Below are 23,022 nucleotides of genomic sequence, written 5' to 3'. Positions count from 1 at the left end.
TTGACTTCTGGATAACTTATACATCATATCATTCAATATTTTCGTTTTGAATTTCTCTAAAGTGACCCACAGAATCTGTTGCTAGAAAAATACGGCATGGAGTGGCATCTCCCTCCGTAGCATTTATCACTTCATAATGGCAATTAGGTGCATAAACATAATGTAGCAAATGTTGAGGTACAAGACTATCATTTTTCGTGTAAAACAGTTCTCCATATTTAATTTTATGAAGATTTAATGTGCTTTTATGTCGACCTTTACGATAAATCAAATAAGACATGTTTTGTGTGTCATTATCAACATAAACCCATCGTAAATCATAGCCATCAGCAGACACCAAACATTGGGTAGGCTCATCAAAATACATCTGATTATTTTGGCAACTCTCCCAAAGACATGCTCCTATCAATATTGATATATAACTATTTCTTTTCATTTTCTCTATACTCATATAGCCATTGTTTTAAAGTTTCTATTATAAGTGTTTCAGACTGTTCGTTTTGAAATAATTTTTCCAAAGCATTTTTCCCATAGTTTTTGTTCACGTATTTCCAAAAGCTTTTAAAACTATTAAACTTATTAATCGCTTCTTTTTCTCTAGGTGTATTATCATGTCCATATCTTAGATAATCTAAGCCAAAACTTAGAATATATCTTCCTTTTCCATTGCTGTTCTTGATATGGTCTAAATGTTTCACTTCATGGCTTAACAGCCCTATCCAATTATAAAGATCTTGACCATAACCATTGTTGTTATATGCCGTAGGATTATCTTCAAAATAATTCTCTGTCAAATAAATCGCAGCAGAATATGGACCATCCCCCAATGTTATGGCACCACCGCCCTGATTCGTATCGTATAGTGGTATATATTTGCCAAAACCACGTTTTATTATATTTACATTTTTAATATACTCACTATTTACCCCTGATATTTCTGAAAGCAAATATGCTGCAGATGGTCTTAATGTATAATAGTCAGATCTAAAGAATCCTGCTTTATGAAATTTAAGCAAAAACTTAGGATACAATCCGTCTATATCTATTGCTATCAGTGGATTGTTTAAACAGTAAGCATATTGTCCATACGGATAATATTTTTCATTCAATTTATCCACTCCATTCCAATACCCTATAGCAGCATCATACATTCTTGCACCATAGTCATACCAATCCAATCCGTGCATACGGTCTAGCTCCTTACTATTGTACTTGTATAATTGCAGGTCTTCATTTGTATCAACATCACCAAAAATGGCACCAAAGGGATAATAATGGACGGCTTGCTCCAACGCCCCACCCTCATTTGCCACTACTCGAACATTGCCTAAGTGGTCGAGGCTATAATAATGGAACTGCGGTGTATTTCCGCTAAATGTACAATAGCCACCATCGAACAGAAGTTTGTCCAAACTTCCGTTCTTTAAGATATAAGAGCCTATGTAATCCGTCGTACTTGTCGTTCCGGAAAGCACATGCTTCACTTGCAGCTTCTCTCCCAAGGCAGAGAAGTTGTAACTGATAGTTTTTCCTTTCCCGAAGTCCATTAACTTCGGTATGTTGTTATTGTCGTAAGTGATGAACAAGCCCTTGTTCGCATCCTTGGTCATAGAACCATTTGCATCATAGGTATATTCTACGCTTTGGTTTGCATTGTCCTTGAAATCAAAACTACCGCTATAAGCCAAGGCTGTTGCCGAGTCCGAGATTTTTATCGGGCGATTGCCATCCAAGATATAGCTCAGATTGTCTATTAGGCCGAAGCTGCCACTATTCATCTTGCCATTGCGATGCAAGGACAGGATTGATCCATTGGCATTGTACTTTCCTATGCTCTCATCATAGAGATTCTTGTTGTCCGACAAGGAAGCTCCTTCGCCATAAGTAGCAGAAATTAGACGGTTCAAGACATCGTACTTAAAGTCATACCCACGAAGCATAGTTTCATTGCCTGTCTTCCATTGCTGGCGAGCTATATTACCATTATAGCATGGAGTTGCCGCACCATCCACATAATATAGCTTCTCGGTGAAAAGGTGAGAGGATATTTCCGTGAGCCAGTTACGAACATTATAGGCATAACTCTCTGTGCCAACGGAGGAAGGTCTTGACTTGCTGGTATTCCTGCCAACAGCATCATAGCCATATTGTGCGACCGTTTGGCTCTTGCCTCCGCTAGAAAGCGTCACGCTCTGAAGTTGGTCTGCATAATTGTCATATACATAGCTCAAAGTGCTGCTGGTAGTCATTCCTTTATATTGGACACTAGTCGTAATTGTACTTGGCTTTTTCGTGAAAGTATAGCTTGTCGTGGTAGCAAGGAAGTGACCACCCGGATAGGAGCGGTGAGAATCCACCACCTGACCAAACTTGTCATAATACAACACCTCATAAAGATTGCCACCATCGGTTGCCTTTGACACACTGCCGGTCAGCAAACCTATGGCAGAGACAGACCCACTCTTGGAAAGTTGGCTGATATTGTTGCAACCCTTCAACAGGGGAGAGGACAGAAAGTCGTAGGTGTCATAATAATAAACAACTTCCAAGGTTGCATTGCTCAATGCGCTTGATTCCAATAACGTATATCCTGTATTACACAAGCCACTTAGAGAAGCCGAGAAGCTTACCGTTGCCGAGCGATTGCCTAGGTCGAAGGATGTGCAGGTACCCTGAAGACAAAGACGGGAGACATCATCATAGAGCATGAATCGCCATAGCCCCTTGGAACGCAATACACCGTCCTGAATCTTGGCGAGGCGGTCGCCCTTGTCATACGCATAGCTCACATAATCACAGCCTGGCACTTTCTTATAAAACATTCTGCCACGATCGTCGTAGCGATACTCATAGGCATCGCTATCCACCATCCCACCATCCTGATAACCTGGGGGAAGAACAAACCTCAGTTCACCATAATCATTATATACATAATATGTGTCGTTATTGCCTTCTCTGCGCTCCAAGACCTTCCGACCTTGCAAGTCTATGAACACTTGCAAGGTATGCCCATCCTCATCTTTTGTTTCCTCGCAGAAGAGGCTGGCAGACTTATAGCAACCATTTTCCACTAGACTGTTGCTCTCGGTGGGAGCCTCATAGCAAATCACGGAGTTGGCTGAGTTTGAAATATAAGACTTTTTAATTTTCTTACCCATCTTATACCAAGTGTCACCAGGACCAGTCTGTCCTATCACTCTACCTAGCGCATCATACTCATAGCGAGTGTAAGGCGATGGGTCGGAATAGAACGACTTGGCGGAAGAGGAGATTGAGTTGGTTGGCTGATAGCTCTCAGTGGAATATCCAACAGGCTGCCATGCCTCCAATAATCGGCCTTCGTTGCCATAAACTGCTAGAGTATGGGTGTAACCTCCTGCTGTCGTACTTGACGCCGCAACTATCTTCTTACCTATGCCATTGTAATAATCCGTACTTATGGCACAAAAACGGCCAGAGGCATCAAGGTAGGTTGATGTCTTGATATAGTTGGCAGTTTGGGACAATGACAGCTTTGGGACAAAAAGTAATATCCCGAACAACAGATTATACTTCTTCTTCATAAGCATCTATTTATTTAACCTGTAATAATCGAACTTGAGAACGGTCTTGCCATCCATGTTGCCTACTTCTTGAAGGCGTTGCTCATCATCATACTTGTAGCTTTCCACTTCCCCATTTGGCTTTGTCACTCTCAAAAGACCGACATAAGGATTATAGTTATATAAGGTAGTCTGAGAACCTTCTTTCACTGAAGCTGGATACATGCCGTTCCATGTTACAGTGGTCGTGTTTACGACATTGTATATGATGGTTGTAGGATTTCCATTCGTATCATAATTTCCAAACTTAATCTTGTTGACAAAAGCACCAGTTCCCTTGCTTAGGAACACAGAGGTTGGCACTACAAGATTCGACCGTAGCATTTTATAGCCGTAAAGTTTACTCCAAATTGTTTTTTCATTACCTGAGGAATTTGCATGCACGAGGTCTTGCTCTATTATTGAAGATACCATGTTACCATTCTGCAAAGACTGGATACCGTTTTGTTCTTCACTTGTAAGTGCAGCCTTACCTCGGATGGAAGAGAGCTCAAACGGATAATAATACCTTTCCGTATAACTTCCATTCCTGCTATCACTTTGCGTCTTGTCGGCCAGGAGATATGGATAAGAAGACTTGTAACCCAACTGTTCCTTTTGTACGATAGAGCCTTGCGGTGTATAAGTGGTGGTGGCTGTGGACACAAGATTGTTAATACCACCATAAAGGTAGTAAGTACCAAAGGCAAAAGGTTCTCCAAAGTAACTTGCGTAAGTGGTGCTGTTGACGATGATTTGCAAAGCATTTGAGTTGCCATCGCAGGAAGAGCCTGGAACTTGCACATAATGGAGGTATGGAACTACATACCTACCAATATAAGTGACAGGGGCAAATGTCTCATACTGGTAGTCTTTTCTTATCAAGATATTACCATCTATGCTACTTGTTTCCTCTTGTACCAACAAAGGTTCCGTATTCACACAATGATTGATAGTCGTTGGGTAGTATCCCTTGACATCACCACCCAAGCTTGTCAAACTATAACTCAAAACATCACCATTGTAAGTATAATGATAGGTGGTTATATGTCCATTCACCGTCTCTTGTACCTTACCATAGTACACAGGAGTGCTACTCATGTTGATGACTGATGAGAACGTACTGATATTTCGGCAACGAACTGTATTATAGCTTACCCCCATAGGTAGAGTTCCTGAAATAACAAAATGTTTGGCGTAACATAACTTTGTCGTGGTTATGAGATTCTTAAAGTCATTCAACGAAGAGAAGAAATGAGGTTCTGAATATGTATATGATTTCACTGTCGTAGTATTTTGAACAGGATCGTAGTTCTCTGTTGATTTTACACGCAATCCACCACGAATGTTACCAGCATCATCCTTGTTTGCCTCATAATTTATGGTATAGATGCCACCTGTGGGATATTTTATCTTTATCAAAGACTTTGCCACCATACAACTTTCTTTCGACTCACGATTGGCTGCATGCCCAAAGCTAAATTTGGCTGATGTGCCATTAGATACTTCTTTTTTCACCAAGTCCAACGAAACTGATGGAAGATTACTAGTTTGGTTTATTGTACCATTGAAATACCCCCACCAATCTATTGCCTTTGGCTTGGTATCACCATCTTGACGGTTGTAAGTAAAGTCATAATAACCTTCACCTGACACGAACAGGCGGTCTAAGAACTTATTGTCTGAGCCATGAACAAACGAAATCTGCTTGACTATTGTAGGAGACACGTCCTTGTTTTTTATTGTGATAGAAGCAATTACGCCATTAGTATAAGCAAAGCTGCAAGAAAACATAGGATTGTCTATGCCACTCAATAACTTGACATTGTAAGTCGCAGGATGTTCGTTATAGTAGGATACGCTATAAGACTGGTTGTTAGTCAAGTCCTTGTAGTCCATGACACCACTATGTCCACTGCTGGTGCCATTATCTAGCAAGGTACCACATTCCTGAACAAAAGATGAGTTGTATGTATAATCAGCGTACCTGAAAGTGGTGTTACCCTGAGGTGACTCTATTTTCCGCAACATCCAACTTGATACGGCTGGTAACATTTCTGTATTGGTATATTCCTCATAATCGAGTCTTTGGCGACCACTGTATTCTTCGCTGCCAAAGTAATATACATTACCTTGGTCATCCAACACTTTAAAGCCAAGTAATGTTAATTCGCGATTACGTAGTATTTGAAGAGGCATAATCTTCAAAGCGCATGAGTTTAGCATTTTTACAGAATAACTGAAACCTGTATTCTCTAGTATAAAACTAGCTGATACTTTAGGAATACTTATGCTAAAAATGTCAGGTTGTACATCATAGCGCACAGTGTCAAAATCATAACCGCTTCCACCATTGTCACAGACAGATGCAGGGACTGCACTTTGAATCTTCGTAGTCAGAGGACTGTTAACACCAACATTGCCTACAATTTCTTGCGTTATACGACATGATACATCGTCTGGCTTTCCCATAACAATGCGTGAAATGCGATAGCCAGGTTGAAGAGTCCAGCCATAGCCAACCATCCCTGGTTCGTCTTGGATTCTGATGCCAGAGGAATGGTAAGTCAAGTTGAAAGGCAGGGACAGTTTAAAGAAATCCAAATTAAAAAGAGGAATATTGATGTCAACCAGTCCCGTGGCTGGAGACACGGGATACCCATTATATTCACCAAGTTTCTGAGCTTCTGGAGAAGGCAATGTCACATTGGGCTTGTTAATGCTATATGGATCGAATACACCATTATCATAAGTTGCTATTCGATCAGAAGACAATGTGTCTATAACAATAACATCATCGTTATCACTTGCCGAAGAAAGCACAGGACACATCAGCGCCACGCTGATTAATACAATATACGCCAAAAGAGTTTTCATATTTTTCTCCTTATCTATTTAACTACAAACTTTTTACTAACCATATCGCCACCGACCTCTATACTTATGGTATATTGACCGAGAGAGAAACCTGAGCAATCGACCAAGATTTCGTTTTGCAGCGAGGACTGACACTGCCAAGTTTTCCTACGCAACAACATTCCACTCAAGGTAGATACAATGACGGTAGCCTGCGAAAACTGCTTCACACCTAAAGTTACCTTGACTTGGTTATTCTCATCACAAGAAATATCGCATTCCGAAATTACCCGATATTTATGCCCATCCTCCACTCCACTTGCATTCTGCTTTTGCACCTTGGCTATCTCTTCATTTATGTTGGGAGAGAGGCGCAACACTAAAAACTTGCGGTCTTGGGAAACGATTTGACCATCTTGCAAAACCGTCTGTTTTTTAGACAACAATAGAGGAAATGGAAATCCTACTATTTTCCATTGGTAGTTTTCTTCCATACAACTCATTCTAGCAGGAGTGGAACTTATGGCAGAGTCATTGTAAACCAACATATCCGAAGATAGTTGCTCGTGCTGAAGAAAAACATTTTGCAAAGTATCCTCCTCTGATAAAACCAAGGTTCCCGCTGCTACAACAGAACATATGTACTTTCCTGCCTGGTTTATTGCATACTTGCCACTGTAAACACCTCTCGAAGAGAATGTACAACTATCAGACTGCCATAGGTCAGCTCGTCCCTCACACATGGATATTGGAGAAGAGTAAGCTAGCCACCAAGTCGGCTGTTCACTACGCAACAGTTCCAAGCAAGAACCATTCTCCTTATATTTATATATGCTGCCGTCAAAAACATCGACTATAGTTGAATCATTTCTGAAGATTCTCTCATAAGACAATGTTTTAAGCTTGTCCATATTGCAGAGATTCCATAGATGTCCCTTTCCCTCGGACAAGTCTAAAGGAGAGACCAACACTTGCTCATAGTTCAAGCGAACAACCTGCATACTTGAATCTTGTACTCCTGCCTTAGTCAACATGCAAATCAAAAGCAGAATTATTAATAAACTACATTTCATATCAATCTATATTTTCGTTTTTAACTTCTCTTAAATATCCAAGAGAATCTGTCTCTAGAAAAATTATATATGGAGCAGCATCACCCTCCGTGAAATTAATTATTTTAAACTTGCAAGAAGGGAAAAAGATTTGTAGGATATTTTCATAAGGAACAAGACTGTCATTTTCCTCATAAAACACCTCACCATATTTCATTTTTTTTCAAACATAGTTTATCGGAGCTATTTTCCTTTAGTTCAATAGAATAATAAATATCTTTTGTTTTGTTAAAAAATAACAAATTACGCAATTTGTAGTCATTTAGAGATACTAAGCTTTGAGATTGCTCATCAAAATACATTTTATTATCTCTACAGCTCGCAAGGATAAAAATGCTAATTAGTAAAAATGTAAGAATGTTATTTGTTTTCATATTCCCTATACTCGTTTAACCATTTCATTAAAGTTTTCTTTATAACAGCCTCAGATGACTCATGCTTAAAAAGGTTTTCTAAAGCATTTTTTCCATATACATTGTTTATATATGTATCCAAAATTTTTCAAAATCACCGAAAATGCCACCAAAGGGATAATAGTGGATGGCTTGTTCCAACGCTCCACTCTCATTTGCCACAACTCGAACATTGCCTAAGTGGTCGAGGCTATAATAATGGAACTGCGGTGTATTTCCGCTAAATGTACAATAGCCACCATCGAACAGAAGTTTGTCCAAACTTCCGTTCTTTAAGATATAAGAGCCTATGTAATCCGTCGTACTTGAAACAGAAGCTATCTTCTTTCCAATGCCATTGCAATAATCCGCACTTATGGCACGAGAAATACCTGAGGCATCAAGGTAGGTTGATGTCTTGATATAGTTGGCGGTTTGAGCCAATGAGAGCTTGGAAACAAGAAGCAAAGATGATCCAAGCAGTATTTTAATATAATATCTTTCCATAAGCACTAAGGTTTTTGGCTTTAAATAAAAGATAAACATCTTACTGCACCACAAATTTAAAGAAAAATCGATAACCTTGTTACTCTCTTGTTGCTTTTTTACACTTTTTTAGCAGAAAACGTGCTTAATCGGTATTGTTGGTGCTCCAGATCTTGCCATACCTCGAAAATTGAAGGCAGGAATAAGCATGTAGAATGCATATGGTTTTCTTGTGCAGACGAGGGATCGATTCCCTCCAGCTCCACCCTAAGAAACAATGCCGGGCCATCTTTTTCAAGATGCACCCGGCATTTTTTCTTTCATCCGATAGCGAATTCAAAAAAATATCCGTATCTTTGCAGCAGTTTTTAAATACAAAGAAAAATGAAAAAAGCAATATTCTCTTTGCTCCTCATGGCAGCATCTGTCATCGGAGCCAGCGCTCAGGGCAGCGCAACAACAGCCCAGAACCCACAGGATGTGGATGTACTCTATGCCAAGAATCTCCTGGCTGTAGGAACAGAGGCCCCAGCCTTCCCTGCTCTCAAGAAGGGAACATGGACGGTATTGGATTTCTGGGCTACCTGGTGTCCTGATTGCCGCAGAGAGATTCCTACCGTCAAGGAGATGTTCCAAAAGTACGGCACCCGTGCCAAGTTCATCGGTGTATCCATGGATACCGACAAGCAGAAGCTCGACAACTACACCCAGGCAAACGGCGTGGAATGGGAGCAGTACAGCGAGTTCAAGAAGTGGAAGGAAACCCAGATTTCCAAGGATTACAAGATTTCATGGCTCCCTACCATGTATCTCATCAACCCAGAGGGCAAGGTAGTATATACCACCGTACTCGCAGAGCGCATGGCAAAGAAACTGGCAGAAATCTTCCCAGAGAAGTAAGAAAGAAAAATGGCAACCGAATTATTTCCGGTTGCCATTTTTCTTGAGATAGCATAGCAAAACGCTATTTCTTCCTCAAACTTTCACGATATTTCAATGGCGACATGTGGAGATGCTCTCTCACATACTTGCCAAAGAAAGATGTGTTGGAGAAACCAAGAATGCCCGAAATCTCCTTGATGGTCTTCGAGGTGGAACGGAGGAAATAAGTGATGTCGGCAAGCGTATATTCCGTAATCCACTCTATCGCCGTCTTGCCCGAATGGCGCTTGCAGATGATGGAGAGATACTTCGGAGTGATGCAGAGCTTGCGGGCGAAATTCTCCACCGGCTGATGCTTCACCTCCGCCTGCTGCAACAGCTCCAGGAACTGATCGAAAAGTTCGCTAGAACTGGAATTCAGCTCCTCCTTCGGCATATCCTCCAGCAGCATGTTGCTCACCGCCAGGAGCGCACTCTTCAAGAGCGTCTCCACAATCTCTCGGCGATAAGGCTTCCACGAAGTGCGCTCGCAGAACGACGGATCCAGGCACAGACGCACCAGATCGGTGAACTTGGCATAGAATACCATATCCACCTCGTTCATCTTCAGCACAGACACCTTGCTCACATACATCGCCCGATTCCATACCGAAATATGAGAACGAAGGATATTCAGCATGCCGTGATTGCTCACACACATCGCCGTGCACGCAAAATCGCCCGACACTTCCACGATGTCGAGTGTAGAGTTGGGAGGACAGATAAAGATATCGCCCTTCTCTACCAAGAGGATATTGCCATTATACTCTACTTTCAGACTGCCACGCAAGCAGGATGCAACCATGTTCATCTGCAATCTCACGGGGTCTGGATTCTGCAACACCTTGACATTGTCTATGATCAGGATGTCTTCGTCGAGATAACTGGCAGAAATCTCTGCGCTCTGTGCAAATTCGCCTTCCTCTACGCGCTGTTTAAAATCCTTCAGTTCCTGTTTTGCCATAATTTTTATTTTATATCCACTCCGGAAACCATGGTTTCTAGAATGCCTCACGATACTTATTCTCGTCCTTATCTTCGAGCATAGAGAGATAGCTCTGATAGCGGCTGGCAGCAATATAATGCTCCTCCACAGCCTTGATGACGGCACAGCCCGGTTCGTGGGTGTGGGTACAGTCGGAGAACTTGCAATTCTGCGAAAACTTGAAAATTTCCTTGAAATAGCTGGTGAGTTCCTCCTTCTCGATATCAAAGGTACCGAAGCCCTTGATGCCCGGAGTATCAATGAGATAGCCTCCTTCCGGCAGTTCCAGCATCTCGCTGAAGGTGGTGGTATGCATACCGCTGTTATGCGCCTCGCTGATTTCGGCGGTGCGCTGTCCGGCATCCGGAATGAGCTGGTTGATGAGGGTTGACTTGCCTACGCCACTGTTGCCGCTGAGCAGCGACTTCTTGTCTCGGATGAGCGGACGCAACTCATCTACGCCCTCACCGGTAGCAGCCGAAATCTCTACACACTGGTAACCAATGGTCTCATAGAGGGTGCGCATCATTTTCTCGTAGCGCAGCTCTTCTTCGGTTAGAAGGTCGCACTTGTTGAACACGATGATGACGGGCACTCTGTATGCCTCGGCTCCAGCCAGGAATCTGTCGATGAAGGTGGTGGAAGTCTCAGGGTAATTCACAGTAACCACAAGCAGTGCCTGATCGAGATTAGCCGCAAGGATGTGACTCTGCTTGCTGAGGTTGGGTGATTTACGGATAATATAGTTCTGGCGGTCTTCGATGGAAGAGATGAACGCCGTGCCCTCCTGGTTGGTGATGAGCTGCACATAGTCGCCCACCGCCACAGGATTGGTGCTGCGGATGCCCTTTAATCGGAAATTGCCCTTGATTTTACTTTCAATCAGCTGGCCATCGTCAGTCTTGACGGTGTACCAGCTGCCTGTATTCTTAATAACGAGTCCTCTCATTATCACATATTAATAATGTAAGTCTGAAAAACATGACGTCTTTCTAGACTGTCATGATTTCCTTTTCCTTCTCGTCCATCAAACTTTCGAGCTGCTTGATGTACTTATCGTGAAGCTTCTGCAAATCGTTCTCTGCATCCTTCTCCAAGTCCTCTGAAAGACCATCCTTGATAGCCTTCTTCAGCTTCTCCTTGATTTCCTGACGCACGTTGCGAACCTCAATCTTGGCACGCTCAGCAATCTTGTTGCATTGCTTGACCAGCTCCTTACGGCGCTCACCGGTAGGCTGAGGGATACCGAGACGTACAATCTCACCGTTGTTCTCCGGTGTGATACCCACTCCGCTGTCCATGATAGCCTTCTCGATATCCTTGATAGCCTTCTTGTCCCAAGGGCGGATGGCGATGGTGCGGGCATCAGGAGTGGTTACGGTAGCCACCTGGTTCAATGGAACCATACTGCCATAGCTGTTAACACGCACGCCGTCGAGGATAGCCACATTAGCACGACCTGCACGAACATGAGAGAGCTCTTCTGCGAGATACATTGCTGCCATCTCCATACGCTCTGCTGCTGAATTCAAAGTTTCTTTTACGTCGATCATAGTCTGTATATATTTTTTTGTTTATTATTTTATTAATTCCAATCGTTTCAGTTCTTCGCCCACATAGTTGGTGAGTTCCACAAACTGCTGGATGCAGAGCTGCTCAGGGCGCTTGGTCATGATGTCGGTGGTGTAGAAATCCTCACGTGGGGTTACACCCGGGAACATCTGCTTGAGGCTTACTCGGAGCATCTTGCGGCGCTGGTTGAACACGGTCTTCACCAGTCGCTTGAAGAGTTTCTCATCACATCCCAGATCGGTCACCTCGTTACGGGTCATACGGATGACGGCACTCTTCACCTTTGGCGGTGGATTGAACACGCCCTCATCTACGGTGAAGAGATACTCCACATCATACCATGCCTGGATGAGTACGCTGAGGATACCATACGCCTTGTTGCCCGGCTCGGAAGCCATGCGCAAAGCCACCTCTCGCTGAATCATACCCGTGCAGCAAGGAATGAGATCCTTGTAATCGAGCATCTTGAAGAAGATCTGCGAAGAGATATCGTATGGATAGTTGCCCGTGAGCACGAACTGCTTTCCATCGAATATCTGATTGAGATCCATCCTCAGGAAATCCTCTCCGATAATGTTATCCTTCAGTGTCGGGAAATTCTCGTGGAGATATGCTACCGACTCAGAATCGATTTCCACCGCCTTTACCGGGCGAGGCTTCTCTACGAGATATTGGGTAAGAACGCCCATACCCGGTCCAATTTCAAGAACAGGTATATCAGGGCAGGCATCCACCGTGTCGGCGATGCGCTTGGCTATGTTGAGGTCAGTAAGGAAGTGCTGACCTAGATTTTTCTTTGGCTTTACAGCTTTCATACGTTCTATACGATATTGATATATTTATTTTGCAAAAATACGATTATTTTTCGAGAAATCACCCCTTGAATGCTTTTTTTTTCATCTTTTATATAAAAAAGAGGAAATAAAAAGGAGTCTAACCGTTTATTTATGCTAAAAATATGCGAAAGTAGTGCCATATAAGCGATAAAAGTGTTACCTTTGCAGCTATGATGGAAAAGAAAAAGATAGCAAACAATATTTGGCAGGTGGCACTCTCCTTGTTTCTGGGCGGTGCCATCCTCTATTGGATGTATCGCGGATTCGATTTCAAGCAGGTGGAGGAGGTACTGCTCCACAAGATGAGCTGGACCTGGATGCTGCTGTCGTTCCCCTTCGGTATCTCGGCACAACTCTTCAGAGGATGGAGATGGAAGCAGGCGCTGGAGCCCATCGGCGAAAAGTCGCGCAGCAGCGTAAGCATCAACTCCATATTCCTCTCGTATGCCCTGAGCCTCGTCATCCCCCGCTCGGGTGAATTTGCAAGATGTGCCGTACTGAAGAGATGGGACGGCGTTTCGTTTCCGAAAGCACTGGGCACCGTGGTGACTGAGAGAGCCATCGACTCGCTGCTCGTACTACTCATCGCAGGACTGGTGTTCCTGATGCAAATACCCGTCTTCCTAAACTTCTTCGACAAGACGGGCACGAGCATGGACAGCATACTGGGCAACTTCACAGCCACCGGATACCTGGTTACCGCCATCTGCGGCATCGCCGTACTCTTCCTGGCTCACATGCTGCTCAAGAAACTGGCTATATATAATAAGGTGAAAGCTACGCTGAACGGACTCTGGCAGGGAGTAATCTCGCTGAAGGGCGTGAGAAACGTACCGCTCTACATCGCCTTCACCCTGGGCATCTGGCTGAGCTACTTCCTGCACTACTATCTCACCTTCCAGTGCTTTGAATCTACGAGCCATCTCAATCTGATGTGCGGACTGGTGACCTTCATCGTGGGAAGCATAGCTGTAATCGTACCTACACCCAATGGAGCGGGTCCATGGCATTTTGCAGTGAAGACAATGCTTATCCTCTATGGCATCCAGCAGAACGACGCCCTCTACTTCGTGCTCATCGTTCACTCCGTACAGACCCTGCTCGTCATCCTGTTGGGCATCTACGGATGGATAGCACTAGCGTTTACGAAGAAGCATAACATTCAAAAACAAAAAGAACATTAACATTTAAAATAAAGATATTATGGCTGACATTAAGAATCTTAGTCCAGTGGAAATCTGGCGTAATTTCGACAAGTTGACACAAGTTCCACGTCCATCAGGACATTTGGAGAAAATTCAGGCTTATTTGCTCGACTGGGCAAAGGAAGCTGGCGTAGAGGCTTTCCAGGATGCTGCCGGAAACATCGTGATGCGCAAACCTGCTACTCCAGGCATGGAGAACAGAAAGGGTGTTATCATGCAGGCACACATGGATATGGTGCCTCAGAAGGCTCCTGAAAGCAACCACGACTTCGAGAACGACCCAATCGAGACCATCATCGACGGTGACTGGGTACGTGCCAACAAGACCACCCTGGGTAGCGACGACGGTCTGGGTGTAGCTACCATCATGGCTGTGATGGAGGCTAAGGACCTGCAGCACGGACCAGTAGAGGGTCTGATCACTGCTGATGAGGAGACAGGCATGTTTGGTGCCAACGGTCTTCCTGAGGGCGAGTTGAACGGTGACATTCTCCTGAACCTCGATACAGAGGTATGGGGTGAGTTCGTAATCGGCAGCGCCGGCGGTATCGACATTACAGCAACACTCGACTATAAAGAGGTAGAGACAGACAAGGAAGATGCAGCCGTGAAGGTTACCTTGAAGGGACTGAAGGGCGGTCACTCCGGTATCGAGATCAACGAAGGTAGAGCCAACGCCAACAAGTGCATGGTTCGCTTCGTACGCGAGGCTATCTCTGAGCTCGATGCACGTCTGGCTTCATGGCAGGGCGGCAACATGCGCAATGCCATCCCATTCCAGGCACAGGTAGTACTCACCCTGCCAAAGGAGAACGTAGAGGCACTGAACGACATGGTAGCCGACTGGAAGGACGAGATCTGCGATGAGTTCAACGGCATCGAAAACATCGAGAACATTGAATTCTTCACCGAGAACGTAGAGACTCCAGCTACAGAGGTTCCTGCAGAGATTCAGGACAACCTGGTAGATGCCATCTATGCCTGCCACGACGGCGTATTGCGTATGGCTCCATCTATGCCAGGCATCGTAGAGACATCTTCCAACCTCGCCATCATCGAGATTGGCGGCGGCAAGGCAGCCATCAAGATTCTGGCCCGTTCCAGCCACGAGTACTACAAGATGTATCTCGCTACCATGATGGAGAGCTGCTTCAACATGGCTGGCATGAAGGTAGAGTTCAGCGGTGCTTACGGCGGCTGGAACCCTAACCCTAAGAGCGACATTCTGGAGCATGTGCTGAAGGTTTACAAGGAGCAGAACGGCAAGGACGGCGTAGTGCAGGCTGTTCACGCTGGTTTGGAGTGCTCTATCATCCTGGGCAAGTATCCTCACCTCGATGTAGTTTCATTTGGTCCTACATTGCTCAGCCCTCACACAGCCAATGAGCGTTGCCAGATTAGCTGCGTAGCTCCTTTCTGGAACCTGATGAAGCAGCTCCTGGCTGAGATTCCTGCTAAATAAGAAACAAGAAATTACAAAATGATGAAAAAAGAAAGCCGAGAAAGAAAATTCTCGGCTTTTTTGTTCCTTTTCTCAATTAAAATCATTACCTTTGCAGGCGATTTGGCAAGAACTGTAAAATCTGATCAGAACAGAATGCAGAAAAGCTTGCAGATGTTTCATTAAATAACAACCAAAATGGACGATTATCACGCGGAGAACAATAACGAATTGTAAGGCGTGGAGATTCAGCAACCGTAAGCCCACAAGAAGGGCGCAACCCAATGCTCATCTCCATACCCAAACCTTTTATTATTTGGAGATTAGCAAACAATGAAGACTTTCTGGAATATCGATAAGAATCTGACTGCACTCAATGAGTGGCAGCCAAACTGTTGGGTACAGGTAACATGTCCAACCGATGAAGACCAGCGACTGCTGGAAGAAGAATTCAAGATCCCTGATTATTTCCTTTCGGATATCAGCGATACCGATGAGCGTGCCCGCTACGAATACGACGACGGTTGGATGCTCATCATCCTCCGTATCCCTTACGTCAAGGAAATACGCAGCCGCACCCCATATACCACAGTGCCGCTAGGCATCATCCACAAGCGCGACGTAACCATTACCGTATGCTTCTACGAAACCAATATGATGATAGACTTCGTAAGCTATCAACAGAAACGCGGCGAAGGATTCACCGACTATGTGGATATGATATTCCGACTCTTCCTCTCTTCTGCCGTATGGTATCTGAAACGACTCAAACAGATCAATTCACTTATCGAGAAGGCAAAGAGAAATCTTGACCACGGCGTGAACAACGAGAGCCTGATAGGCCTGAGCCGCCTGCAAGACTCCCTCACCTACTTCACCACCTCTATCCGCGGCAACGAAACCCTGCTCTCTAAACTGAAGTTCAAGCTGCAGGTGGATGAGCTGGATGCTGACCTGATCGAGGACGTAAACATCGAGATGACGCAGGCTAGGGAAACCACCAGTATCTACTCCGACATTCTGGAATCTACGATGGATACCTACTCGAGCATCATCAACAACAATATGAACACCACGATGCGTACCCTCACCAGTATCAGTATCGTCATGATGTTGCCAACGCTGATTTCATCCTTGTTCGGTATGAACCTGATCAACGGCATGGAAGAGAGTCCTTACGGATTCGCCTTCGCCCTGATACTCTCGTTCATCGTCTCAGGCTTAAGCTGGGGCTTCTTGAGATACAAGCGACTGTTATAAATATTGGAACAATTATAGCTGGAAAATGCAGCCCTAAGGGCTTCTATTGTTATAAAAGTATAAAAAATCGAATATCTTGACTAGATATTCGATTTTTTTGTTTAAGTTTGCAGAATTAATATAATAAATATTTTTGTGGGTCGAATCGTCTGAGACGACTACCGGCCAAAGAAACTCGAATCATAAACTAAACAAAGTGACATGATGGACTCTCAAGAAAACGCTCTGTTGCAGCAGAGCACCCTGGATCCTGCCAAGAAGGCATACGCCACCAAGCAGGAAGTACTCGAAAGAGTAAAAGAAATTGCTCATAGTGCAGAAGTTCCTAACAAAGAGGAGCTTGATATGCTGAAGACAATTTTCTACAAGATTCATCTCGCAGAAAGAGATGCGCAGACAAAAGAGTATCTCGCAGCAGGTGGTGATCCTGAAAAGTATGTTCTCTTACCAGATGACACAGAAGAAGCCTTCAAGGCCGAAATGCAGATTATCAAGGAAAAGAGAGCCAAGATCTTCCTTCAGCAGGAAGAGGAAAAGCAGGAAAACCTTGCGAAGAAACTTGAGATTATCGAAAAGATCAAAGCAATGACCACTTCGCCAGAAGAGGCCAACAAATCATATCAGGAATTCAAGACCCTGCAGCAGGAATGGAAGGAAATCAAGACTATCCCTGCTGACAAGGCAAATGAGGTATGGAAGAACTACCAGCTCTACGTGGAGCAGTTCTACGACCTCCTGAAACTCAACAACGAGGCTCGCGAATACGACTTCAAGAAGAATCTTGAGGCAAAGACTAAGCTCTGCGAGGCTGCCGAGAAGCTCGCAGAAGAGCCAGATGTAATCTCAGCCTTCCACCAGTTGCAAGACCTGCACCAGGAATACCGCGAAATCGGTCCTGTAGCAAAGGAGCTGCGCGAGGAAATCTGGACCCGCTTCAAGAACGCAAGTACCGTAATCAACAAGAAGCACCAGCAGCACTTCGAGGATCTGCGTGCCAAGGAGGAGGAGAATCTTGCCAACAAGACTGCCCTCTGCGAAAAGATTGAGGCTATCAATCTGAAGGAGAAGAAGCAGGCTTCCGATTGGGAAGATGCTACCAAGGCTATCATCGAGATTCAGGGTGAATGGAAGAAGATAGGCTTTGCTCCTCAGAAGATGAACGTGAAAATCTTCGAGCGCTTCCGAATCGCCAACGACGAATTCTTCAGCAAGAAGGCTGAATTCTTCAAGAATATCAAGAGCCAGTATGCAGAGAATCTCGAGAAGAAACAGAAACTCGTGGAGAAGGCTAAGCAGTTGGCAGATAGCACTGAGTGGAAGAAGACCGGCGACAAGCTGATCCAGATGCAGAGAGAATGGAAAAACATCGGCTACGTGCCTCGCAAGCAGGGCGACCAGCTCTGGAAGGAATTCCTCGGCGCATGCAACAAGTTCTTCGATGCACGCAACAAGCTGAACGCCGGTGCACGCAGCGAGGAGCATGCCAACCTGGACAAGAAGCGTGAGATCATCGCTAAGCTCAACGAGTTGGTTGAGAACGCCGGCGAGCACTTGCAGAAGAATATGCAGGACCTCATCGCAGAGTACAACGCTGTAGGTCACGTACCATTCAAGGAGAAAGACAAGGTTTACCAGGAGTATCACGAGGTGATGGACAAGCTCTACAAGACCTTGCGTTCCAACAATGCCAAGCGCCATATCCACAACTTCAAGAACAACCTCAAGAATGTTGCCGAGAAAGGTGTCAACGCATTAGACAACGAACGTGGCAGACTGCTGCGCCGCTACGATCAGCTGCGCGCTGAGATTACAACCTACGAGAACAACCTCGGCTTCCTCAATGCTGCCAGCAAGAAGGGTAACAGCCTGGTAGAGGAAATGAACCGTAAGGTAGAAAAGCTCAAAGAAGACTTGAAGCTCGTAAAAGAGAAAATCAAGGCCATTGATGCAGAGAACAAATAAAAGATGTTATTGAAATCAAATAAGAGGGTGTGCCATAAGTCCATGACACACCCTCTTTTCTTTTGAAGAACATAGTAGAATGCAAAGTTCTCCCTCAATCTCCAAAAGGTAAATATACGAAAAAAGCATCTTTCGAAATGAAAGATGCTCTCTAGTTGGGATACCCGGACTCGAACCAGGAATGACAGGACCAGAATCTGTAGTGTTACCATTACACCATATCCCAATTTTACCTTTAAGAAGAATGCCTGAATGGATGAAGTTGGGATACCCGGACTCGAACCAGGAATGACAGGACCAGAATCTGTAGTGTTACCATTACACCATATCCCAATATCATTGCAATCTCAAGCATATTGTTTCTCAATTGCGGGTGCAAAGGTACAACATTTTTTTGAATCACCAAAATTTTTCAGCACTTTTTTCTAAAAAATCTCAATTTTTTCTGTTTTCTATGGCTTTTTCGGGTATTTAGCGTATCTTTGTACCATAATTACATATAATAAGGTAGTAAATAAAGAAAATAAAAAAATAAAGAAAGATTAAATGAACACAGTTAAACAACTCGTAGAGACTATTAAGGAAGGAATACAGGAGAAAAAAGGTCAAGACATCGTTATCGCTGACCTCAGTGAAATGGATGGCACCATAGCCAAATATTTCATCATCTGTCAGGGTGGATCACCTACACAGGTAGAAGCCATCGCAGAATCAGTGGGCGATATGTGCCGCAAGAACCTTGGCGAAAAGCCGGTGAATGTGGCAGGTCTGGGCAACGACCAGTGGGTGGCTATGGACTTTGTGGATGTTCTCGTTCACATCTTCCTGCCAGAGGTACGCGCCTATTACGACTTGGAGCATCTCTGGGCAGACGCCAAGCTTACCCATATTCCGAATCTCGACTAATTCCCAAGAATGCCGAACATGGCAGCAGACTCTACAGATGCTTCAAGAACGGCATTAAGAAAGATGATGCACTAAAACAGCGCATCAAGAGAGAAAAAAAGAGCATACATCAAATAGAAATAAACAATAACAATGGAACAAAGCAACAACTTCAATAATCCTGGCGGAGGAAAAGGTCCGAAGATGCCTAGGTTTAACATGAATTGGCTCTACACCATTATCCTCATCGCCCTCATCGCTTTGTTTTTCAGTGGCGGTGGTGATGCCTTGGGCGGAAGCGCAGCCAAGGAAGCCACCTATACCGAATTCAAACAATATGTAGATAAGGGATACGTGCTGAGCGTAGTAGCCAACAAGACGGAAAGTACTCTCAAGATATATATCAACCCGAAATATACGAGAGATGTCTATAAAATGAGCGCCCAGAGCGTAGGACCGAATCCTTACGTCAAGGTACAGTTCGGATCGATCGACGAGGTAGATCGCTACGCCAACGAAATGGTGAAGGAGAAGAAAATCCGTTCCTTCAGTTACGATAACCAGAAGAGCAATGATTTCTGGAATCTCGTAATGAGCGTTGCCCCTCTCCTCCTCTTCTTCCTCTTCATCTACTGGATGTCGGGCAGAATGGGAAGCGGCATGAGTAACATGGGCGGCGGCATCTTCAATGTAGGTAAGAGCAAGGCAAAGATGTACGAGAAGGGAAATTCCCTGGGAATCACCTTCAAGGATGTTGCCGGACAGGAAGGTGCCAAGCAGGAAGTAGAGGAAATCGTGGAATTTCTCAAGAATCCGCAGAAATATACCGATCTGGGTGGTAAGATTCCTAAGGGCGCATTGCTCGTTGGTCCTCCAGGAACCGGTAAGACTCTCCTGGCAAAGGCTGTAGCTGGCGAAGCTGGCGTACCATTCTTCTCCATGAGCGGTTCAGACTTTGTAGAGATGTTCGTCGGCGTGGGTGCATCGCGCGTACGCGACCTCTTCCGCCAGGCAAAGGAGAAGGCTCCTTGCATCATCTTCATCGATGAGATCGATGCTGTGGGCCGTGCCCGCAGCAAGAACCCGGCAATGGGCGGAAACGACGAGCGAGAGAACACGCTCAACGCCCTGCTTACAGAGATGGACGGTTTCGGTACCAATAGTGGTGTCATCATTCTGGCAGCTACCAACCGTGTAGATATGCTCGACAGCGCCCTGCTCCGTGCCGGCCGTTTTGACCGAGAAATCCACGTAGATCTCCCAGGCTTGAACGAGCGTAAGGCAATCTTCCTGGTTCACCTCAAGCCTATCAAGATAGATGACACTGTAGACGTGGACCTCCTGGCTCGCCAGACCCCTGGCTTTTCGGGTGCTGATATTGCAAATGTATGTAACGAGGCTGCCCTTATCGCTGCCCGCCACGACAAGAAGGCGGTATGCAAGCAGGATTTCCTTGATGCCGTAGATAGAATCGTAGGCGGACTGGAGAAGAAGACCAAGGTGATGACTGCCGATGAGAAACGAAGCATCGCACTCCATGAGGCAGGCCATGCAACCATTTCCTGGTTCTGTCAGTATGCCAATCCACTCATCAAGGTTACGATCGTGCCTCGTGGTCAGGCACTCGGAGCAGCCTGGTATCTCCCTGAGGAGCGACAGATTACCACCAAGGAGCAGATGCTCGATGAGATGTGCTCGCTGATGGGTGGACGTGCAGCCGAGGAACTTTTCACCGGTCATATTTCTTCCGGTGCGATGAACGATCTGGAACGCGCGACCAAGAGTGCGTACGGAATGGTGGCTTATCTGGGTATGAGCAAGACTTTGCCAAATATCTGCTATTACAACCAGAACGAGTATTCATTCCAGCGTCCATACTCAGAGACTACAGCCCGCGAGATAGACAAGGAGGTTCTGCAGATGGTGAACGAGCAATACACCCGTGCCAAGAACATCCTGATGGAGCACAAGGAGGGTCACAACGCCCTTGCCGAGCTGCTGATTCAAAAAGAGGTGATTATGGCCGAAGACGTGGAGCACATCTTCGGCAAGCGTCCTTGGCTGAGCCGTTCTCAGGAAATCATGGAGGACGAACAGCCTAAGATTGATGATGCCGTAAAGGATATGCCTGAAGTTCAGGCAGCCATCAAGGAGCATGAAGAGGCAAAGAAAGCTTCGAAGGAGGAGGCTGAAGAGAATACTTCAGAGAAAGCTCCCGCAAAGGTTTCTGAGGATGCAGAAGAGAAGGGTTCCGAGAAGACTTCAGATGATGCTTCAGAGAAGGGGTACGAGAAAACTTCTGGAAACAAGAAAAATAACGAATAAAAAGCAAGACCATGACTGAGAAACAAAAAAATCTAGTAATTAGATCCATCACAGGCGTACTCTTCGTTGTGTGTATGGTATCTTGCTTCCTGAATCCTAGGGCGATGGTATTCCTGTTCGCCCTGATTACAGGCCTAAGCATCTGGGAGTACTGCGGACTGGTGAACCAAAAGGAAGACGTAACCGTCAACCGATTCATTACCACCGTGGCAGGAGTATATTTCTTCCTTGCCGTAGCTGGATTCCGCACAGGTATCGTGGGCAACTTCGTGGTATTCGTACCATACTTGCTCACCATCATCTACCTCTTCATCGGAGGGCTCTATACAGCTAACAAGAACGCCATCAACGACTGGGCTTACACCATGCTTTCGCAAATGTACATTGCCCTTCCATTCTCGATGATCAACGTGTTGGCATTTGAGACTTCGGCATTCGATGGTCAGATTCATTACGACATGCTCTTGCCTCTGAGCGTATTCATCTTCCTCTGGACCAATGATACAGGTGCTTATTGCAGCGGTTCGCTTTTCGGCAAGCATAAGCTGTTTCCTCGCATCAGTCCGGCGAAGAGTTGGGAAGGTAGCATCGGTGGTGGTATCTTCGTAATTATCGCAGCCATCATCATCGGTTACATTGCCAACGATGGCGAGGCTCACCGCCTCAGCATTCTCGGATGGGTAGGTTTAGGAGTAGTTGTAGCGGTTTTCGGAACCTGGGGCGATTTGGTAGAAAGTCTCTTCAAGCGCACCCTGGGAGTAAAGGATAGTGGTAATATCCTGCCGGGCCATGGCGGAATGCTCGACCGCTTCGATTCATCACTCATGGCAATTCCAGCTGCCGTGATTTATCTCTACACCCTCCAGCTTTTCGGATAGACCTTCATTCAGAAAAAGTACAATAAGAAAAAAATCCAAGCCAGATTCATTCTAGCTTGGATTTTTTACGTTTATAATGGTTACAACTCATGGAGCAGCTATTTCAATTTCTCCTGCTGCGACTCATTGAGCTGCTCTTCTGCCCTTCTGGCTCTTTCGGCTTCTTCATCAGCCAGTCTTCTAGCCTCTTCCGCCTTTCTTCTTGCCTTTTCGGCTTCCTCTTCCGCTCTTTTTCTTGCAGCCTCAGCCTGTTGTTCCGCTTTCTTTTTTGCAGCTTCAGCTTCGGCCAGGGCTTTCAATCGGGCACGCTCGGCAGCTTCGGCAG

18 protein-coding genes and 2 tRNA genes are annotated in these 23,022 nt (G+C 45.1%); 8 read left to right on the top strand and 12 right to left on the bottom strand.

Annotated elements, in window-relative coordinates; translation table 11 throughout:
* Positions 1-28: 28 nt before the first annotated feature.
* From DW657_RS06870 to DW657_RS06840, 6 genes are all read right to left on the bottom strand, one after another.
* Entirely contained in the window at positions 29-436 is a 408-nt protein-coding gene (locus tag DW657_RS06870) for a hypothetical protein (RefSeq protein WP_158577328.1), read from the bottom strand.
* Positions 423-3,563, bottom strand: coding sequence for an RHS repeat-associated core domain-containing protein (locus tag DW657_RS06865; protein WP_158577327.1), 3,141 nt, complete (start codon positions 3,561-3,563; stop codon positions 423-425). The genes DW657_RS06870 and DW657_RS06865 overlap by 14 nt, the downstream gene beginning before the upstream one ends.
* A gap of 6 nt (positions 3,564-3,569) precedes the next feature.
* Entirely contained in the window at positions 3,570-5,726 is a 2,157-nt protein-coding gene (locus DW657_RS06860) for a hypothetical protein (RefSeq protein WP_147381899.1), read from the bottom strand.
* 746 nt (positions 5,727-6,472) lie between these two features.
* Positions 6,473-7,348: a hypothetical protein gene (locus tag DW657_RS06855; RefSeq protein ID WP_147381898.1), complete on the bottom strand. Its 876-nt coding sequence runs from the start codon at positions 7,346-7,348 to the stop codon at positions 6,473-6,475.
* A gap of 163 nt (positions 7,349-7,511) precedes the next feature.
* Positions 7,512-7,706, bottom strand: coding sequence for a hypothetical protein (locus DW657_RS06850; RefSeq protein WP_118311912.1), 195 nt, complete (start codon positions 7,704-7,706; stop codon positions 7,512-7,514).
* Positions 7,707-8,028: 322 nt separating this feature from the next.
* Positions 8,029-8,448, bottom strand: coding sequence for a hypothetical protein (locus DW657_RS06840; protein ID WP_147381897.1), 420 nt, complete (start codon positions 8,446-8,448; stop codon positions 8,029-8,031).
* 363 nt (positions 8,449-8,811) lie between these two features.
* Here DW657_RS06840 and DW657_RS06835 point away from each other — a divergent pair, with 363 nt between their 5' ends.
* Positions 8,812-9,327, top strand: a complete 516-nt coding sequence (locus DW657_RS06835) for a TlpA disulfide reductase family protein (RefSeq protein ID WP_117661452.1) — start codon at positions 8,812-8,814, stop codon at positions 9,325-9,327.
* 64 nt (positions 9,328-9,391) lie between these two features.
* Here the strand turns inward: DW657_RS06835 and DW657_RS06830 are convergent, their stop codons facing one another.
* Genes DW657_RS06830 through rsmA form a run of 4 tightly spaced genes read right to left on the bottom strand, consistent with a single transcriptional unit; the run spans position 9,392 to position 12,720 of the window.
* Positions 9,392-10,312 carry an AraC family transcriptional regulator gene (locus DW657_RS06830; RefSeq protein WP_118311909.1) on the bottom strand — a complete coding sequence of 307 codons (921 nt, stop codon included), beginning with the start codon at positions 10,310-10,312 and terminating at the stop codon, positions 9,392-9,394.
* A 37-nt stretch (positions 10,313-10,349) separates the two neighbouring features.
* On the bottom strand, positions 10,350-11,282 hold the full coding sequence (gene rsgA, locus DW657_RS06825; protein ID WP_089544857.1) for a ribosome small subunit-dependent GTPase A: 933 nt from the start codon (positions 11,280-11,282) through the stop codon (positions 10,350-10,352).
* Between the two features lie 43 nt (positions 11,283-11,325).
* Positions 11,326-11,886, bottom strand: a complete 561-nt coding sequence (gene frr, locus DW657_RS06820) for a ribosome recycling factor (RefSeq protein ID WP_118311908.1) — start codon at positions 11,884-11,886, stop codon at positions 11,326-11,328.
* 24 nt (positions 11,887-11,910) lie between these two features.
* On the bottom strand, positions 11,911-12,720 hold the full coding sequence (gene rsmA, locus DW657_RS06815; RefSeq protein ID WP_118311907.1) for a 16S rRNA (adenine(1518)-N(6)/adenine(1519)-N(6))-dimethyltransferase RsmA: 810 nt from the start codon (positions 12,718-12,720) through the stop codon (positions 11,911-11,913).
* Between the two features lie 194 nt (positions 12,721-12,914).
* Here rsmA and DW657_RS06810 point away from each other — a divergent pair, with 194 nt between their 5' ends.
* From DW657_RS06810 to DW657_RS06795, 4 genes are all read left to right on the top strand, one after another.
* Positions 12,915-13,925 (top strand): lysylphosphatidylglycerol synthase transmembrane domain-containing protein, encoded by a 1,011-nt coding sequence (locus DW657_RS06810; RefSeq protein WP_118311926.1) that lies wholly within the window; start codon positions 12,915-12,917, stop codon positions 13,923-13,925.
* 19 nt (positions 13,926-13,944) lie between these two features.
* A complete protein-coding gene (locus tag DW657_RS06805; protein WP_089544860.1) occupies positions 13,945-15,408 on the top strand; it encodes an aminoacyl-histidine dipeptidase in 1,464 nt (487 codons plus the stop codon).
* Between the two features lie 312 nt (positions 15,409-15,720).
* Positions 15,721-16,647 (top strand): magnesium transporter CorA family protein, encoded by a 927-nt coding sequence (locus DW657_RS06800; RefSeq protein ID WP_117661450.1) that lies wholly within the window; start codon positions 15,721-15,723, stop codon positions 16,645-16,647.
* Between the two features lie 201 nt (positions 16,648-16,848).
* The gene (locus DW657_RS06795; protein WP_117661449.1) at positions 16,849-18,609 is read left to right on the top strand and encodes a DUF349 domain-containing protein; all 1,761 of its coding nucleotides are present in this window, start codon (positions 16,849-16,851) and stop codon (positions 18,607-18,609) included.
* 155 nt (positions 18,610-18,764) lie between these two features.
* Here DW657_RS06795 and DW657_RS06790 read toward each other — a convergent pair.
* Both DW657_RS06790 and DW657_RS06785 read right to left on the bottom strand, forming a co-directional pair.
* A tRNA-Gln gene (locus DW657_RS06790) sits at positions 18,765-18,835 on the bottom strand.
* Between the two features lie 36 nt (positions 18,836-18,871).
* A tRNA-Gln gene (locus tag DW657_RS06785) sits at positions 18,872-18,942 on the bottom strand.
* Between the two features lie 213 nt (positions 18,943-19,155).
* Between DW657_RS06785 and rsfS the strand changes: the two genes are divergently transcribed.
* From rsfS to DW657_RS06770, 3 genes are all read left to right on the top strand, one after another.
* Positions 19,156-19,515 carry a ribosome silencing factor gene (rsfS, locus tag DW657_RS06780; RefSeq protein WP_089544864.1) on the top strand — a complete coding sequence of 120 codons (360 nt, stop codon included), beginning with the start codon at positions 19,156-19,158 and terminating at the stop codon, positions 19,513-19,515.
* Positions 19,516-19,647: 132 nt separating this feature from the next.
* On the top strand, positions 19,648-21,819 hold the full coding sequence (gene ftsH, locus DW657_RS06775; protein WP_233546640.1) for an ATP-dependent zinc metalloprotease FtsH: 2,172 nt from the start codon (positions 19,648-19,650) through the stop codon (positions 21,817-21,819).
* 11 nt (positions 21,820-21,830) lie between these two features.
* A complete protein-coding gene (locus DW657_RS06770) occupies positions 21,831-22,697 on the top strand; it encodes a phosphatidate cytidylyltransferase (protein ID WP_089544865.1) in 867 nt (288 codons plus the stop codon).
* Positions 22,698-23,022 lie beyond the last annotated feature (325 nt).

Source organism: Prevotella sp. AM23-5, from assembly GCF_003473645.1.
GTDB lineage: Bacteria > Bacteroidota > Bacteroidia > Bacteroidales > Bacteroidaceae > Prevotella > Prevotella copri_A.
The sequence above is the reverse complement of the archived record's forward strand: the minus strand, read 5'-3'. Positions and strand labels throughout refer to the sequence as shown.